Source organism: Thermoflexibacter ruber (assembly GCF_900113045.1).
In the GTDB taxonomy this organism is placed as follows: domain Bacteria; phylum Bacteroidota; class Bacteroidia; order Cytophagales; family Thermoflexibacteraceae; genus Thermoflexibacter; species Thermoflexibacter ruber.
This window is the reverse complement of record NZ_FONY01000001.1, coordinates 12,571-28,757: the sequence shown is the minus strand read 5'-3', so window position 1 is coordinate 28,757 and position 16,187 is coordinate 12,571. Positions and strand designations below refer to the sequence as shown.

At 38.0% G+C, this 16,187-nt stretch carries 13 protein-coding genes; 12 read left to right on the top strand and 1 reads right to left on the bottom strand.

Translation table 11 applies throughout. The features are described from left to right. The first annotated feature begins 134 nt into the window (after positions 1–134). From BM141_RS00110 to BM141_RS00075, 8 genes are all read left to right on the top strand, one after another. A complete protein-coding gene (locus BM141_RS00110) occupies positions 135–677 on the top strand; it encodes an NUDIX domain-containing protein (RefSeq protein ID WP_091538164.1) in 543 nt (180 codons plus the stop codon). Positions 678–890: 213 nt separating this feature from the next. After that, a complete protein-coding gene (locus BM141_RS00105; RefSeq protein WP_091538163.1) occupies positions 891–1,235 on the top strand; it encodes a phage holin family protein in 345 nt (114 codons plus the stop codon). A gap of 87 nt (positions 1,236–1,322) precedes the next feature. Continuing rightward, positions 1,323–2,882 carry an ABC transporter permease gene (locus BM141_RS00100; protein ID WP_177217211.1) on the top strand — a complete coding sequence of 520 codons (1,560 nt, stop codon included), beginning with the start codon at positions 1,323–1,325 and terminating at the stop codon, positions 2,880–2,882. A 131-nt stretch (positions 2,883–3,013) separates the two neighbouring features. Beyond that, positions 3,014–4,795, top strand: a complete 1,782-nt coding sequence (gene sppA / locus BM141_RS00095; protein WP_091538159.1) for a signal peptide peptidase SppA — start codon at positions 3,014–3,016, stop codon at positions 4,793–4,795. Between the two features lie 40 nt (positions 4,796–4,835). Then, entirely contained in the window at positions 4,836–5,843 is a 1,008-nt protein-coding gene (gene bioB / locus BM141_RS00090) for a biotin synthase BioB (RefSeq protein ID WP_091538157.1), read from the top strand. Between the two features lie 388 nt (positions 5,844–6,231). After that, positions 6,232–7,068, top strand: a complete 837-nt coding sequence (locus tag BM141_RS00085) for a CheR family methyltransferase (RefSeq protein ID WP_091538156.1) — start codon at positions 6,232–6,234, stop codon at positions 7,066–7,068. Between the two features lie 20 nt (positions 7,069–7,088). Then, a complete protein-coding gene (locus tag BM141_RS00080) occupies positions 7,089–7,685 on the top strand; it encodes a chemotaxis protein CheB (RefSeq protein WP_091538154.1) in 597 nt (198 codons plus the stop codon). Then, on the top strand, positions 7,682–8,467 hold the full coding sequence (locus BM141_RS00075; RefSeq protein WP_091538151.1) for a GAF domain-containing protein: 786 nt from the start codon (positions 7,682–7,684) through the stop codon (positions 8,465–8,467). The genes BM141_RS00080 and BM141_RS00075 overlap by 4 nt, the downstream gene beginning before the upstream one ends. Positions 8,468–8,563: 96 nt before the next feature. Here BM141_RS00075 and BM141_RS00070 read toward each other — a convergent pair whose 3' ends face one another. Further along, positions 8,564–10,480, bottom strand: coding sequence for a LysM peptidoglycan-binding domain-containing protein (locus BM141_RS00070; RefSeq protein WP_091538149.1), 1,917 nt, complete (start codon positions 10,478–10,480; stop codon positions 8,564–8,566). A 391-nt stretch (positions 10,481–10,871) separates the two neighbouring features. Here BM141_RS00070 and BM141_RS00065 point away from each other — a divergent pair, with 391 nt between their 5' ends. From BM141_RS00065 to BM141_RS00050, 4 genes are all read left to right on the top strand, one after another. Continuing rightward, positions 10,872–11,717, top strand: a complete 846-nt coding sequence (locus BM141_RS00065; RefSeq protein WP_091538148.1) for a glycoside hydrolase family 16 protein — start codon at positions 10,872–10,874, stop codon at positions 11,715–11,717. A gap of 99 nt (positions 11,718–11,816) precedes the next feature. Further along, positions 11,817–12,869, top strand: a complete 1,053-nt coding sequence (gene queA / locus BM141_RS00060) for a tRNA preQ1(34) S-adenosylmethionine ribosyltransferase-isomerase QueA (protein ID WP_091538146.1) — start codon at positions 11,817–11,819, stop codon at positions 12,867–12,869. A 30-nt stretch (positions 12,870–12,899) separates the two neighbouring features. Continuing rightward, entirely contained in the window at positions 12,900–14,402 is a 1,503-nt protein-coding gene (locus BM141_RS00055) for an MBOAT family O-acyltransferase (protein WP_091538145.1), read from the top strand. A 55-nt stretch (positions 14,403–14,457) separates the two neighbouring features. Next, on the top strand, positions 14,458–16,167 hold the full coding sequence (locus BM141_RS00050) for an ArnT family glycosyltransferase (protein WP_221407601.1): 1,710 nt from the start codon (positions 14,458–14,460) through the stop codon (positions 16,165–16,167). Positions 16,168–16,187 lie beyond the last annotated feature (20 nt).

Here is a 16,187-nt window from a genome sequence, read left to right as displayed (position 1 = left end):
TTGTATCATCTGTATTCCAAAACAGCGCAAAGATAATACTAATTGAACAGATATAATACAGATTTTTTCAAAAGAATTATTTGTCATAGATTTGAAAACATCAATCAAAAACGAACTTCAAACACTTTTAACTTATGGAATTGGAAAAAAATCCGTGGACTACACTTGCTACTCGCCCTATTTACGATAATGCTTGGATAAGTATTCGCGAAGACCAAGTCATCAATCCCAAAGGAGGAAAGGGCATCTATGGGGTAGTGAGTTTTAAAAATATTGCCATCGGTATTATTCCTATTGATAGCGAAGGAAATACCTATCTGATTGGGCAGTACCGCTATACGCTCAATGAATACTCTTGGGAAATCCCTATGGGAGGCGGGAAAATAGGTATAGACATTTTAGAATCTGCTCAGCGAGAACTCAAAGAGGAAACGGGCTTTACTGCTTTGAAATGGACTGAAATCATGAAACTTCACACGTCCAACTCAGTAACTGACGAGGTAGCCTATGTATTTTTAGCGGAGGAGCTTGTAGCGGGAGAAACTCAATTTGAGGAAACAGAAGACCTGCAAATCAGGAAATTGCCTTTGGAGGAAGCGATTAACATGGCGATGTGTGGACAAATCACCGATGCAATTAGCGTGGCGGGCTTGTTGAAGGTAGCTATGAGAAGATAATTGGGCAGGAGAAAATAATGATTTTGTGTATGAAATACTTTTTTTTCTAACAAAAGTAATATATTAGCGTATATATCATTACAGCTTTACTTCCTGTCTGAGTAACAAACAAAAAGATTTAACTTATTGTATTGATAGTAAGTAAGTTGTGCTAACGACTCTTTGTGTACTCATACTAATATCATTATTTATCATTTTTAAAAATTAAAAATTATGTCATTGATTTGGAGTTTTGTTATTTCCGTAGTTGCCGCTTTGATTGCGGGACGCTTGATTGCTGGCATTCAAATCAAAAGCATTACTGCGGCGGCAGTGGTAGCTTTGGTGCTTTCTGTGGCAGGTACTTTCTTGAGCAAGTTGCTCATGTTTTTCCTCGCTCCACTTAACTGGATTACCTTAGGGATTTTGGGCTTAGTGGCTGGAGTAGTTGTCAATGCAATTTTGGTCATGATGATGGACAAAAAAGTAAAAGGATTTGAAGTAGATAGCTTTAGTTCTTCTTTGTTCTATTGTGTGGTGCTTGCTTTGGTGCAGATGGTGCTGCGTTGGATTTTCTAAGATATTTCTTATTTAAGTTTTAAAAACGATGGCAGATGTAAAAAACTGCTATCGTTTTTTTATTTTTGCCTCCTCAAAATGAAAACTATGCTCAAATACTGGTGGCGTACTAAGTTAGACAATGGTTGGTTTCTTACCATTTTGCTGATTTTTTTATTGGTCAGTGTCCCCATTCTATATATTTTTATTCAGATTTTTAACCCGCCTTCAGATACTTGGTTGCATATCCAAGAAAATTTATTAACTGATTATGTGATAAATACTATCGTATTAAGTATAGGGGTAGCTTGCTTAACCTTATTGCTTGGTATTCCCTCAGCATGGTTAGTAAGTACTTATGATTTTCCTTTGAGGCGTTGGTTGGGGTGGTGGCTTATTCTCCCTTTGGCAATACCTACTTATATTAATGCGGCGGTTTACAAAGCCATGCTTGGTTCTGCTGTAATGAATATGTCTGGAGCAGTAGCGGTGGTGGCTTTTGTGCTGTACCCTTATATTTATTTGATAAGTCGTAGTGTATTTGAAAAGCAATCCCAATCCGTATTAGAAGTTGCAAAAATGTTAGGGAAAAATCGCTGGCAGTCATTTTTTAATTTAGTTCTTCCTTTGGCACGTCCCGCTGTTTTTGGGGGACTTTTTTTGGTACTAATGGAGGTATTGAACGAGTATGGGGCAGTAAAGTACTACAATATCAATACTTTTACGAAAGGTATTTTTCGGGCATGGTTTTCTTTTGGCGATGTGGGGGCGGCGGTAAAACTGTCGGCTTGCTTAATGATTTTGGTATTTTTTTTGGTAGGGTTAGAATCTTGGCAACGCAAAAAACAGAGATTTCACGATGCGGCTTTCTCTCCCAAGCCCATTCATAGGATTCATCTCAAAGGTATCGAGGGCTGGTTGGCTTGGGTAGTATGTTTCGTTCCCGTACTATTTGGTTTTATTATTCCCGTAGGACAGCTTTTTTATTGGGCAAGTACTATCTGGGAAGCTACTTCATTCCCCAATATGTATCACCTCATTGGCAACTCTGTATGGGTAGCAAGTTTGAGTGCTGTGCTGATTACTTTGGTGGCTATCTTACTGAATTATGCAGTGAGGCTCAGTCGTCATGTATGGGGAAAATTCCTCTCCCAAGTAGCTACTTTGGGCTATGCCATACCGGGAGCAGTCATCGCCATAGGTAGCATGATGATACTTATAAGTATAGATAATTGGCTAAGTAGCTGGCTTCCATCAAAAAAAGGATTTTGGTTAAATGCTACACTCTTAGGTTTGGTGTACGCTTATTTGGTCAGGTTTTTAGCAGTTGGCTCAAATCCCATTGCCTCAGGTTGGCAAAAAATTAGTCAAAATATCGACCATGCTGCCTTGCTCAGTGGAAAGAGAAGAATCCAAAGCTTATTTACCTTGCATCTACCTTTGTTGAAAAGCAACATAGTAGCCTGCTTTATCTTGGTTTTTGTAGATACTCTCAAAGAACTCCCACTAACACTCATTTTGCGACCTTTCAACTTTGATACCTTAGCTACTACTACTTTTGAAATGGCTGATGATGAACGCTTTGCAGTAGCAGGCGTTACTGCCCTTATGATTATAGGCATAGGGCTATTGGCTATTTTCATCTTAAACAAATGGAATAAGGAATGAGAAAAAATTGCTTTATACCAAAAAACACTATATTTGTGAAATAATACTAACAGAAATATCTCAGAACAGTTCTGTGCAAAAAACCAAGTAAACATCGTTTTGTCAAAATCATCATCTTTAACTTTATCAAAATGGGTCAGTTTATTAAGTTTACCGTTGCTGCTATCTTTGGCACTATCATAGGTTTGGGGCTTTTATTTTTCCTCATGATATGGATTTTGGGAGCAGTAGCCTCCTCTGCGGGTAATGAAAAAGTCAGTATAGAGGCAAATTCTGTCTTGCATCTCAATTTGAATACTGCTATTAAAGAAAGAGTTGAAGAAAATCCTTTTGAAGACCTTGACCTACCTTCCGAACTGACAGCAAGCGTGGGAGGAATCGGGCTTTTTGACCTAAAAGAAGCCATCAAGAAAGCAAAATCCGATGAGAATATCAAAGGCATCTACTTAGAAGTAGGAATGATTAGCGCTGGTTTTGCTTCCTTACAAGAAATCAGAGAGGCACTCATAGATTTCAAAGGAGCCAATAAATTTATTTATGTGTATGGGGATATTTATGGAGAAAGTTCTTACTTAGTGGCTTCCGTAGCAGACAAAATTATCCTGAATCCACAAGGCGTGTTGGAGTTTAATGGACTTTACGCTGAGCGAATGTTTTATACCAAAATGTTTGAGAAAGTAGGAATCAAACCTGAGATTTTTAGAGTAGGAGAGTTCAAAAGTGCCGTAGAGCCTTTCCTTTTGGACAAAATGAGTCCCGCAAGCCGTTTGCAAACAGAGTCTTACTTGAATAGTATTTATAACTTTTACCTCAAAGGAATTAGCGAGTCAAGAAATATTGCCATAGAAGATTTGAAAAACCTTGCCAATAAAATGGCAATTAGAAATGCAGGCGAAATGTTAGAAGCCAAACTTATTACCGACACCATGTACTACGACCAAGTAGAAGCAGAATTGAAAAAGGCGAGTGGAATAGAAGAAAATAGTAAATTGAAATTGGTTACTCTGAAAAAGTATATGAAAGTCCCCAATCCTAATGACAAATACAATGCTAATAAAATTGCAGTCATTGTAGGCGAGGGAGAAATTACAGACGGTAACGGCGGTCAAGACGGTATTGGGGGAGATAAAATAGCGGCAGAGATTCGCAAAGCTCGCCAAGACGATAGAGTGAAAGCGATTGTACTAAGAATCAACTCGCCGGGTGGTAGCGCACTTGCTTCTGACAAAATGTGGAGAGAGGTAATCCTTACCAAAGGGAAAAAACCTATCATCGCTTCTATGGGAGATGTGGCCGCCTCAGGAGGGTACTATATGGCAATGGGCTGTGATAAAATCGTCGCCCAGCCTAATACAATTACTGGCTCTATTGGTATTTTTTCTCTATTGTTCAATGCCCAAGAGTTACTCAATAATAAAATAGGAATTACCTTTGACGGAGTAAAAACAAGCAGTTTTGCTGACATAGATGGGTTTTACCATAGGAGTTTGACCGATGCAGAACGTCAGGTCTTCCAGCAGGCAGTCAATCGTGGATACGAAGACTTTACCAGCAAAGCAGCAAGAGGCAGGAATATGCACTTAGACAGCCTCAAAAGAGTAGCAGGAGGACGAGTTTGGACGGGAGAGCAAGCTCAGGGTTTAGGCTTAGTAGATGAGTTGGGTAACTTTGAGAAAGCGGTAGCCATAGCCGCCAAAGCCGCCAACCTCCAAGACGGTGAATATGCACTCAAGTTTTATCCTCAAAAGCAAAGTTTTGTAGATAAATTGCTTAAAACCGGTGAAAGCGCGTTGAAAGAACAATCTTTGCGAAGCGAGTTAGGAGAATTATATCCTATTTACAAAGAAATTCAACGACTGAAAAATCTACAAGGTCTGCAAGCAAGATTGCCCTACTATGAGGAGATTAAGTAAGTATAAGGTTTAAACATACAATTTTCATAAATAGCAATAAATGATTAACTTTGATTTATTAGAAGATAGAACAACCATTATTGACCATACTATCCGAAATGATTGGACGAAAGAGGAAATTAGTGAGATTTTTCATTCGCCCATCTTAGAACTTATCTATCGCGCCGCCTCAGTGCATCGCCAATTTCACAATCCGCAAGAAGTGCAGGTATGCACCCTACTCTCTATCAAAACAGGTGGTTGCCCTGAGGACTGTGCCTACTGTCCGCAAGCGGCTCGCTATCATACTGAGGTAAAAGTACATAAACTAATGACCGTCAAAGAAGTATTAGCCAAAGCACAGCAAGCATTAGAGGCAGGCAGTACACGTTTTTGCATGGGAGCGGCTTGGAGAGAAGTCAGAGATAACAAAGATTTTGACAAGGTAATAGAAATGGTCAAAGGCGTTGCTCAAATGGGCTTAGAGGTCTGTTGTACCTTAGGTATGCTAACCCCTCAGCAAGCCCAAAAACTCAAAGAGGCGGGCTTGTATGCCTACAATCACAACTTGGACACCAGCGAAGAGTACTATGATGAAATCATTACGACACGAACTTATCAAGATAGGTTAGAAACACTCGAGAATGTCAGGAAAGCCAAAATATCTGTTTGCTCAGGTGGCATTATAGGCATGGGCGAATCCCTTAATGATAGGATAGGTATGCTGCATACTTTGGCAACGCTGCCCGAACACCCTGAGTCAGTGCCTGTCAATGCACTCGTAGCAGTGGAAGGAACACCTTTGGAAAACCAAGAGCGAGTGTCGGTCTGGGAAATGATTAGAATGATAGCCACAGCACGGATTACCATGCCTAAGGCAATGGTCAGGCTATCAGCGGGGCGAGTAATGATGAACATGGAAGAGCAGGCTCTATGCTTCTTAGCAGGGGCAAACTCCATTTTTGCAGGCGAAAAACTGCTCACTACTCCTAACCCAGAGTATGATAAGGATAGAGAGATGTTTCAAGTACTTAACTTAAAGCCCAGAAAGTCCTATCAAAATAAATAGGATAAAACGGTGATAATTCCAATTGGTATGATGGTATTTTATCTACTGTTATCAATTTGATGAGAAAAGTGTTTTGAATAAAAATCTGTGTTTATCAGCCAAATCCGTATTATCGGTGTTCTATTTTGGAACACTGATGACACAGATTGTACCGATAAAAACGGATTTTTTAATACATAAAATTATCATACATTTGAAAGCACCACCAATAAAACGAAGGCTTGTATTTTTAAGATAAGAAAAAATTTCTAAAAAAAATAAAATATCAATTTAATCATTATCTTGCAGTTAAAATAAGCAAAAAGAAAAGGTCAGTAAGCTAAACACAAACAAATAAAATAACCTATTTTAACAATATAAAATCAATGCAAAAATCAAGGTAATCGCCATGGACGACCTCTCTCCCGATATAGAAATTACGGAACTCCGTCGACTCACACAAGTCATCAAAGATAAATATGACTATGACTTTAAAGACTATGCGATGTCTTCTTTCAAAAGAAGAATTAAGCGAGTATTGGATTTGTATAAGTTTAAAAATGTAGATAAACTCATCAGCGTATTAGAAAATAATGCTGATTTTTTTGATGAGTTTGTTTCTGAAATCACAGTGAACGTAACAGAGATGTTCCGTGACCCCACTTTTTGGAAAATACTCAAAGAGCAGATTATACCTAATATATTACTCAACCACAATAAAATCACTATTTGGCACGCAGGCTGTTCCTCAGGGGAAGAGGTAGTTACTATGTGCATGGTCTTAGACGAAATGGGCGTACTGGACAAAGCAAAAATTATTGCTACAGACATAGATACGGCTATCATCAACAAAGCTAAAAATGCTACTTACCCCATCAAAAATATGGACGTCAATAGCAAGAACTATGCTCGATACCAAGGAACACGTAGCTTAGAATACTATTACAAAGAGGCAAACGGAGAAGCTATTATACACAAGTCATTGTTAGAAAATGTATCCTATCGTAAGCATGACTTAGTACAGGGAGTAGTTTTTTCTAAGTTTGATTTGATTCTGTGCCGAAATGTAATGATTTATTTCAATCAGACTTTGCAAAACCATGTACTGAACAAACTTCATGAAAGTCTGTTCAAGTATGGCTATTTGGCAATTGGTTCAAAAGAATCTTTGATTTGGTGCGAAATAGCCAATAAATTTATTGTGGTAAATAACGAAGAAAAGATTTACAAAAAAGTAAAAGATTAAAAAAACTGCATCCATTACCCATGAGATACAATTTGAGCAATAAATATAAAGCGATTGTAATAGGTGGTTCTGCGGGCAGTTTTCAGGGAATTACCCAGATTTTAGCTAATGTGCCTAAAGACTTTCCTCTCCCCATGTTTTTGTGCTTGCATCGTTTGAAGCACGTAAGACATGGCTTCGTAGAGGCATTGTCCATCAAAAGTAATAAAGTAATTGCTGAGCCATTCGACAAAGAAACTATCAAAAGAGGAGCGGTCTATCTCGCACCAGCTAACTATCACATGTGTTTAGAGTTAGGCAATACGGTCGCTCTTTCTACCGAAGAATTGGTCAATAATTCTCGCCCAGCGATAGATTTAACCTTTGAGAGTGCGTCTTATGTATATAGAGATAAGCTCATAGGTATCTTGCTCTCAGGCGCAAACAAAGATGGCGCATACGGCATGATGAAAATAAAGCAAAGAGATGGACTAACGATTGTACAAGACCCCAAGGAAAGTATGATAAATGCCATGCCCAATGCGGCATTGGCAGCAACAAAAATAGATTATACCCTGAATGTTACCCAGATAATTGATTTTTTGTATGAGTTAGATAAATTATATAAAACAGCATGAAATCTTCACTCAGACCAATAAGCATTTTGGCTATCATAGCTTTTATCATAGGAGTATTTTTTATCCTATACTATGTGTTTTTTTCATTTCCTGCGGAATTGAAAGAGGCTTTAGCCATTCAGAATGCCGCAGAAATAGAAAAAATCAAAGCTATATCAGTGCGTTTACTTTGGATTATAGGAGCGCAGCTTGCGCTTGCATTGTTTATCTTTGTATTGCTTTCTGTGGATAGACGTAAAAATAAAATAGAAAATGTGGTTTACGTAGAAAAGTATATCCAGAGACAAGAAAAAGGGACAGATAGCTTAAATAGCGAAAATAATAATTATGCAGACAGAATCAACGCACTGACTTCACACCTTAGTCAGCTCAATCGCCCTCTCAAAGAAAAATTCAAATATGCGCTGGAGGGGCTATGCAAAGAATTAGAAGCCTCTATTGGTGCGGCATTTATGACGGTAAGAATAGAAGATAAGAAATACATAGAGTTTGTGGGAGGGTATGCGTACCATCTTCCTGATAGTCAATACCTCCGCTTTGAGTTTGGAGAAGGTATTGCAGGGCAAGTAGCCAAAAGTGGAAAGGAGATTAATATTAGTGCTGTGCCACAAGGATACGTAACCGTACTTTCTGGCTTGGGTAAAGCTACTCCTAATAATATGATAGTCATACCCGTAAAATCAGGAGAAAATGTATTAGGTGTTTTAGAAATTGCTTCTTTCAAACCCTTTGGAGAGGCAGAATTAGCTTTTGCTAAACAAGTAGCTAATTCCATAGTATAGAAAAAATGCTCTTTTAATTACTTAACAATTTCATCACCAATAAAAAAGCCCTGAGGATTTTTCACATTTTCAGGGCTTTTTGAACTTTTATATATTTTACAAGCTAAGAATAATTACTTGCCCTATTTTTAGCTTATTATGTTGTATTTTATTGATTTGCTTCAAAGTATTGATAGGAACATTGTAATGATTGGCGATGCTCCAAAGTGTTTCTCCTTGTTTAACTATATGTTGCTTTTTCGTAACAGTTTGAGTTTTGATAGCTGTAGTATTAGTTTCCGAATCTTTTGCAGGGATTGTTTTTTCTACCAGATTAGTTCTGGCTTGCTCTACTTTGCTTACCGAAGGACTGGTAGTGTTTTTTAGCGCAACATTTTCCTTTATTTGCTCTCTCTGAGCAACTTTTGCTGCACTTTCATTGACAATTAGTCTTGTGTTGGGGTGGATTTTTTCAGAGGCTAAGTTGTTCCACTGTTTTATTTGAGCCACAGAAATACCATATTTTTTAGCAATAAGTGTAAGAGATTCTCCACTTTGAATAGTATGATGTGTGGCATTAGTATTTTTTTGTGTTTCTGTACTGCTTGCTACATTTTTTACAGAGGAGTTTTCACTTACTTCTTGCTTATCCAATGCGTTTTTTCTTTTAATTACCAAACTACGACCTGCGTGAATCATATTGTTGGAGAGGTTATTCCAAGTTTTGAGTTGAGCAGTAGTAACGCCATATCGGCTGGCAATCATGTTCAGAGATTCTCCTTTTTTAATTTTATGATAAATCTTGTCAGTTTCTATGTAGGATACTTTTCGCACACTTTCCGTTCTAACAATAGGCGAAGCACTATTTTCTAAAATACTTTCCCTGTTTTCCAAGAAATAATCCATTCTGTCAGCAGGAATCCTCAGGGGATAGTTTCTCATAGAGTAGTGAATAACTCCACGCTTGAGGGCGGGGTTCAACTCTGCCAAGTCTTCTGGACAAACATTAATTTTCTTAGCAAAATCTTTGAGATTCAAGTTTTGGTTAATATAGATGACCTCAGAATCTATAGGATAAAATGGTTGATTTTGAATTAAGTTATGCTCCTCAGCAAAGGTTTGGGAATAGACGACTGCGGTAAAAATAGGTACATAATTGCGGGTTTCCTTAGGCAAAAGATTGTAGATAGCCCAAAAATCCTTGATGCCTCCTGCTTTGCGAATAGCTCTACTCACCGTTCCAGGACCGCAATTGTAGGCTGCCAAAGCTAATTCCCAATTTTGGTCAAAGGTTTCATACAAGAATTTGAGGTATCTACATGCGGCAATCGTTGCTTTTTCTGGGTCCATACGCTCATCTACGAAGGCATTGGCACTCAAGCCCATCATTCTCCCTGTTTGTAACATAAACTGCCACAAGCCCAAAGCCCCTGCTCGCGAAAGTGCCTTGGGTTCAAGGGCGGACTCTACAATGGAAAGGTATTTAAGTTGGTCTGGTAAGCCATATTCTTTCAAATATTTCTCAAAAAGAGGAAAGTACAAAGTTCGCTTTGCCATAAGCCTAAGCGTATAATTCCTTCTCTGCCTTGTGTAATAATTAATAAAAGTTTTCACAGTTTCAGTAAGCCGAAAAGGAAACTCTGTTTGAGTACTAAGTGCGTTAAGCCGTTGCTCTACCAAAGTATAATCTATTTCAGGCACGTACTCATAAGAAGTATTTTGGTCGTCGTAGTGAATAATGTCAGGATTAGGAGAATAAACTAAATTAGGGTTAGTTTCTATATCTTTACAGATAGCCTCAGGAGCATCTGCTATGGCTACCTCCATGTCAAAACCATTGATTTCGCCGATAGGGTGTATGAAATCTAAGTAATCCCTGAATATGGTTAAGCCTAATTCATAATTTCTTTTGACATCTAAAGAATCTGCTATTCGTTTTAGTTTTTCATCATGGTCGATGGCTTGCCCCAATGCACTCAGCCCCACTAATACTAAAAGGCTACTTGCAAAAAGACTCTTGAAATTTAATGACATAGGTATAAATTCATTAAATACGACAATCTAATTAGTTTGGGTAAATTTTCCGAATTTGATTTGGCACAGTGTCGCAAAAAGCAAGTTAAATATAAGTATATCTTCTAAATTTTATCTTCTTTCACAATATTTAACCCTCCAAAAGTAATAAAACAAATTAGAAAAATACCAAAAATTTTGAAAGTTTATTAAAAAATCTGGCTTTGGACGGCAAAATGGGGTGGTATAACAAATACTTTTTAAACTCAACATGCAAAACCAAAGTGTATCAAACCAAGATAAGAAAAACCAAAGTCAATAGTTCTTGTCTTGTGATTATCTATTTTTTTATTTACCTTTGAGGGTGGATAATTTTTCTGTTGATTGAATAGCATATAACCTTTATAGACGTATGAAAAATCTTTCTCTATCCTTATGTTTTTTGATATTATTTGCACTTTCTTGCAAGCAAGGTAAAGTGAGTCCAAACAATAGCGATGATACGGCAAATACGCCTCCGCCGCCTACTGCTACCACTCCTACTGAAAGAAAGTTAGTATGGTCTGATGAGTTTGACTATACAGGGCTTCCAGATGCAAAAAAATGGAATTATGATGTTGGAGGACATGGTTGGGGCAACCAAGAGAGGCAGTATTACACCAAAGAAAGGGAAAAAAATGCTCGTGTGGAAAATGGAAGGCTGATTATAGAGGCACATAGGGAAGATTTTAGCGGTAGCCAATATACCTCAGCCCGTCTTGTTACCAAAGGCAAAGGGGACTGGACTTATGGACGCATAGAAGTTAAAGCAAAATTGCCCAAAGGCACAGGAACTTGGCCGGCTATTTGGATGCTTGCCTCTACCGAACCTTTGAGGTGGCCTGATGATGGAGAGATAGATATTATGGAACATGTCGGCTTTGACCCCAATGTAATTCATGGGACTGTGCATACCAAAGCATACAACCACGGCATAGGTACTCAAAAAGGGGCGCAAATCAGAATACCAGATGCACAAGAGGCTTTTCATGTATATGCTATAGAGTGGACAAAAGACTATATAGACTGGTACGTTGATGACAAAAAGTACTTTTCATTTAATAACGTGAGCGGAACTAAGGAAACTTATCCTTTCACGTATAATTTTCACTTACTGCTCAATATAGCCATTGGAGGAAGCTGGGGGGGGCAAAGAGGCATAGATAATACTATTTTCCCACAGCGTTTTGAAATAGACTACGTGAGAGTTTATCAATAAGGCAAAAATTCTTTTTTAATAAAAGAAGTTAATTTCTTGACAAAGGGATATCGGATTTTATAATTTTGCCTTCCATTTTTTTAAAAAAAAGCATTATTAATGAAACTCTCAGCGTTTAAGTTTGATTTGCCTGATGATGCGATTGCTTTGCACCCTACCCCTAACCGAGATGAATCTCGTTTGATGGTGGTACATCGCTCCACAGGCAAGATAGAGCATCGCATGTTTAAAGATATTTTGGATTATTTTGATGAAGGCGATGTAATGGTTATCAACAACACCAAAGTATTTCCTGCACGACTGTATGGGAAAAAAGAAAAGACAGGAGCAAAAATAGAGGTATTTCTACTCAGGGAATTGAGCAAAGATGCAAGATTGTGGGACGTACTTGTCGACCCTGCTCGCAAAATTAGAGTGGGGAACAAGCTCTATTTTGGCGATGGAGAGTTAGTCGCAGAGGTAATAGATAATACAACCTCGCGAGGACGCACAATCCGATTCCTGTTCGATGGGAACGATGAAGAGTTTACAAAAATGATTAATGAGTTAGGCGAGCCTCCTATCCCCAATGACATCAAAAAGCTTCGCCCTGCTGATGCAGAGGATAGAGAAAGATACCAAACTATCTTTGCCCAGCATGTGGGGGCTGTAGCTGCGCCTACCGCAGGCTTGCACTTTACCCCGCATTTAGTGAGAAGGTTGCAGCTCAAAGGTGTAGAGATAGAGCCTATTACGCTTCATGTGGGTTTAGGCACTTTTAGAGAAGTTGATGTAGAAGACCTCACAAAGCATAAGACTGATTCTGAAAACTACAACGTTCCTTTGAAAACAGCAGAAAGAGTAAATGAGGCTTTAGACGCAAACAAGCGCGTATGTGCAATAGGCACTACGGTTATGCGTACTTTGGAGACTTCTGTAACAGCAGGAGGAAGATTAAAAGATAGCAGTGGTTGGACGGATAAGTTTATTTTTCCTCCTTATGATTTCAAAATTTGCAAAGCCTTAGTAACCAATTTTCACAAGCCCATGTCCACTTTATTGATGATGGTTTGTGCTTTTGGAGGCTATGATTTGACTATGAAGGCATACGACATTGCTATCAAAGAGCGTTATCGCTTTTTTACTTATGGCGATGCCATGCTTATTTTATAAAGTTGAGTGCATTACAGCCAAGCATGTCTTATGTTTGATTTTTTATTTTACAGAGAAGAGTCTCCTCTTATTTTTACCCAAGCTACTTTCTGGGGTTTTTTTGCTGTAGCTATTCTTTGTTATCATTTCTTATACAAAAAGATAGCCGCAAGGAATATGTACTTAATGTTGATAAGTATGTATTTTTACTACCTTTCAGGAGGTTATTTTTTCACCTTGCTTATCTTCTCTACTTTGGTGGATTACTACATAGGTAAGTGGCTACATGCCTCAGAAGAACCTGCTAAAAGGAAATTATTGGTTACTGCCAGCGTAATTATCAATCTTTCTGTCTTGGCATATTTCAAATATGCTTATTTTTTTGTAGATGCTATCAACAATCTTTTGGGAACTTCCCTAACAGTTACTAACTACTTAGCAGTGTGGACAAATGCAGTAGCATTGACAGATTTTGACATCAATACTATCGTCTTGCCCGTAGGAATTTCCTTTTATACTTTCCAGACCATTAGTTACTCGATAGATATTTACCGCAGACAGGTGCATCCCGTGCATAATATCTGGGATTTTGCATTTTATGTAAGTTTTTTCCCTCAGTTAGTCGCAGGACCTATCGTGAGGGCTTCGGACTTTGTGCCACAGATTTACCAACCCTACAAAGTCAGCGAAGTAGAGTATGGCAAGGCTATTTATTTGATTTTATGTGGACTCATCAAAAAAATATTTGTTTCAGATTATATCTCTATCAATTTTGTAGATAGAGTATTTGCTGAGCCTCTCAAATACAGTGGTTTTGAAAACTTAATGGCGGTGTATGGCTATGCGATTCAGATTTACTGCGATTTTTCAGGTTATACGGATATAGCCATAGGGATTGCTTTGCTATTAGGCTTCCGATTGAATATTAATTTTAACTCTCCTTACAAGGCACAGAATATCACTGACTTTTGGCGGCGTTGGCACATTTCTCTTTCCTCTTGGCTAAGAGATTATCTCTACATTTCTTTAGGGGGAAACCGAAAAGGGAAACTACGAACATACATCAATTTATTGCTTACTATGCTCTTAGGTGGGCTTTGGCATGGAGCGCATGTACGCTTCATTATTTGGGGGGCATTGCACGGAGTAGCTTTGGCAGTACACAAAGCATTTATGGAGGCTTTCCCTGCTAAGACAAGTACCTTAGGCGGAAAAATTCTCAACGGCATCATTACCTTTCATTTTGTTTGTTTTTGTTGGATTTTTTTCAGGGCTACTGATATGCAAATCATTAGCGATATGCTCATGCAAATAGGCACAAACTTTGGCTTTGAGTATATAGAAGCCAATATCAGTGAATATTACAAGATATTTTTTGTGATGTTCTTAGGGTATTTGGTGCATCTATTGCCAAGTGATTTCAAGGCAGACCTCACAGAAACCTTTGTTAAGCTACCCGATTTGACCAAAGCTATTATGATAGTAGGAGTAGTATTATTGCTTTATCAAGTAAAGACAGCCGCCTTGCAACCTTTTATTTATTTTCAGTTTTAACAAAAAATATTGCGCAATTTTATAATTATTTTAAAACTGTTATAATTTAGAAAACTTGAAAAAATACAAATACACTTTCTTTTTTGGTATTTTAGGTGGCTTGTTTTTCATTCCTTTCATAGGCAATGTTCACCTTTTTGACTGGGACGAGATTAACTTTGCTGAGATTGCCAGAGAAATGTTAGTTACAGGTAATTATTTCCGCATGACGATTGATTACCTGCCTTTTAACGAAAAGCCTCCTCTTTTTATCTGGTTTCAAGCCCTATCTATGAACCTCTTTGGCATCAATGAGTTTGCGGCTCGCTTTCCTAACGCCGTCTGTGGAATTATCGCTTTGATTGTTTTATTCAACATAGGAAAAAAACTTTACGACCAAACCTTTGGAATCCTTTGGGCTGGAAGTTGTTTTGGTTCTATTCTACCTCATTTTTACTTTAAGTCAGGCATCATAGACCCCTTTTTTAACCTGTTTATTTTCTTAGGATTGTACAATTTCTTCCTATTTTATAGAGGCTGGTCAGCCAAGGAAATACAACCCAATGCTAAAAAGAAATGGTACGATTTGGCTTTGGCTTCTTTTTTTATTGGCTTGGCGATTATGACGAAGGGCCCTGTGGCTTTTTTGGTCATTTCTTTGTGTATTGGTATTTATTATCTTTATACGCTTTGGAAACCTCTGTCTATAGCCAAACCTTTGACCCTGTCTTTCTTTTTCAAAGAGTATTTAGCTTTTAGCATAGGTACTTTGGCAGTTACCTTAGTATGGTATGGAGTAGAATTTGTTTTGCATGGAGAAAAATTTATCATAGATTTTACGCTACGTCAGTATGCGATGCTTTCTACGCATGATGCTGGGCATGAAGGATTTATAGGGTATCACTTTGTAGTGTTGCTTTTAGGTTGCTTTCCTGCTTCTGTTTTTGCCCTTGCTTCTTTTAGGAAACAGGAGCAAGACCAAGATTATCAAGTACTTTTCAAAAGGTTTATGCAGATTTTGTTTTGGGTAGTACTTATTTTGTTTTCCTTTGTTAAAACCAAAATCGTGCATTACTCTTCGCTTTGCTATTATCCTCTGACCTATCTTTCTGCCCTCTCCTTGTATCAGCTTTGGCAGGGCAAGATGCAGTATAAAAAATGGATAAGTGTTGTGTTGTCAATTATTTGTGCAATTTGGGTGTTGGTAGTCGTAGCTATTCCTTTCATAGGATTAAATCCACAATTTATTCAGTCATTTTTAGAAAACGACCAATTCGCTCAGGCTAATTTTAATGCAGAAGTGCCTTGGACAGGCTGGGAGGCTTTGATAGGTTTGTACTTCATTATTGTGCTGATAATCAGCATTTTTCTTTTTAAGAAAAATGAAGTTCTCAAAGGCTTTTACACGCTTTTTGGAGGTACGGCGGTGATGCTAACCTTAGTGTTGATTTTTTATATAGGCAAAGTAGAACGCTATACCCAAAGAGCCGCCATAGATTTTCTGAAAACTTTGCAAGGGAAAGATTGCTATGTAATGACGATTGGCTACAAAAGCTACGCACAATACTTCTATGCCCAGACACAACCGACCACAAAGCCTAAATTTGACGGTGATATTCGCTGGCAAAACTACCTCTTTTACAATAAGATAGACAAAGACCTCTACGTACTTACTAAAAATACTGCCGAGCAGGAACTATTGGATTTGATAAAACCCAATCAGGTAGAGTGGGAAAGACTATACGAAAAAAATGGTTTTGTATTTTACAAGAGAGCAAGCCGTTAAATACTATTTTTGCCTAATTT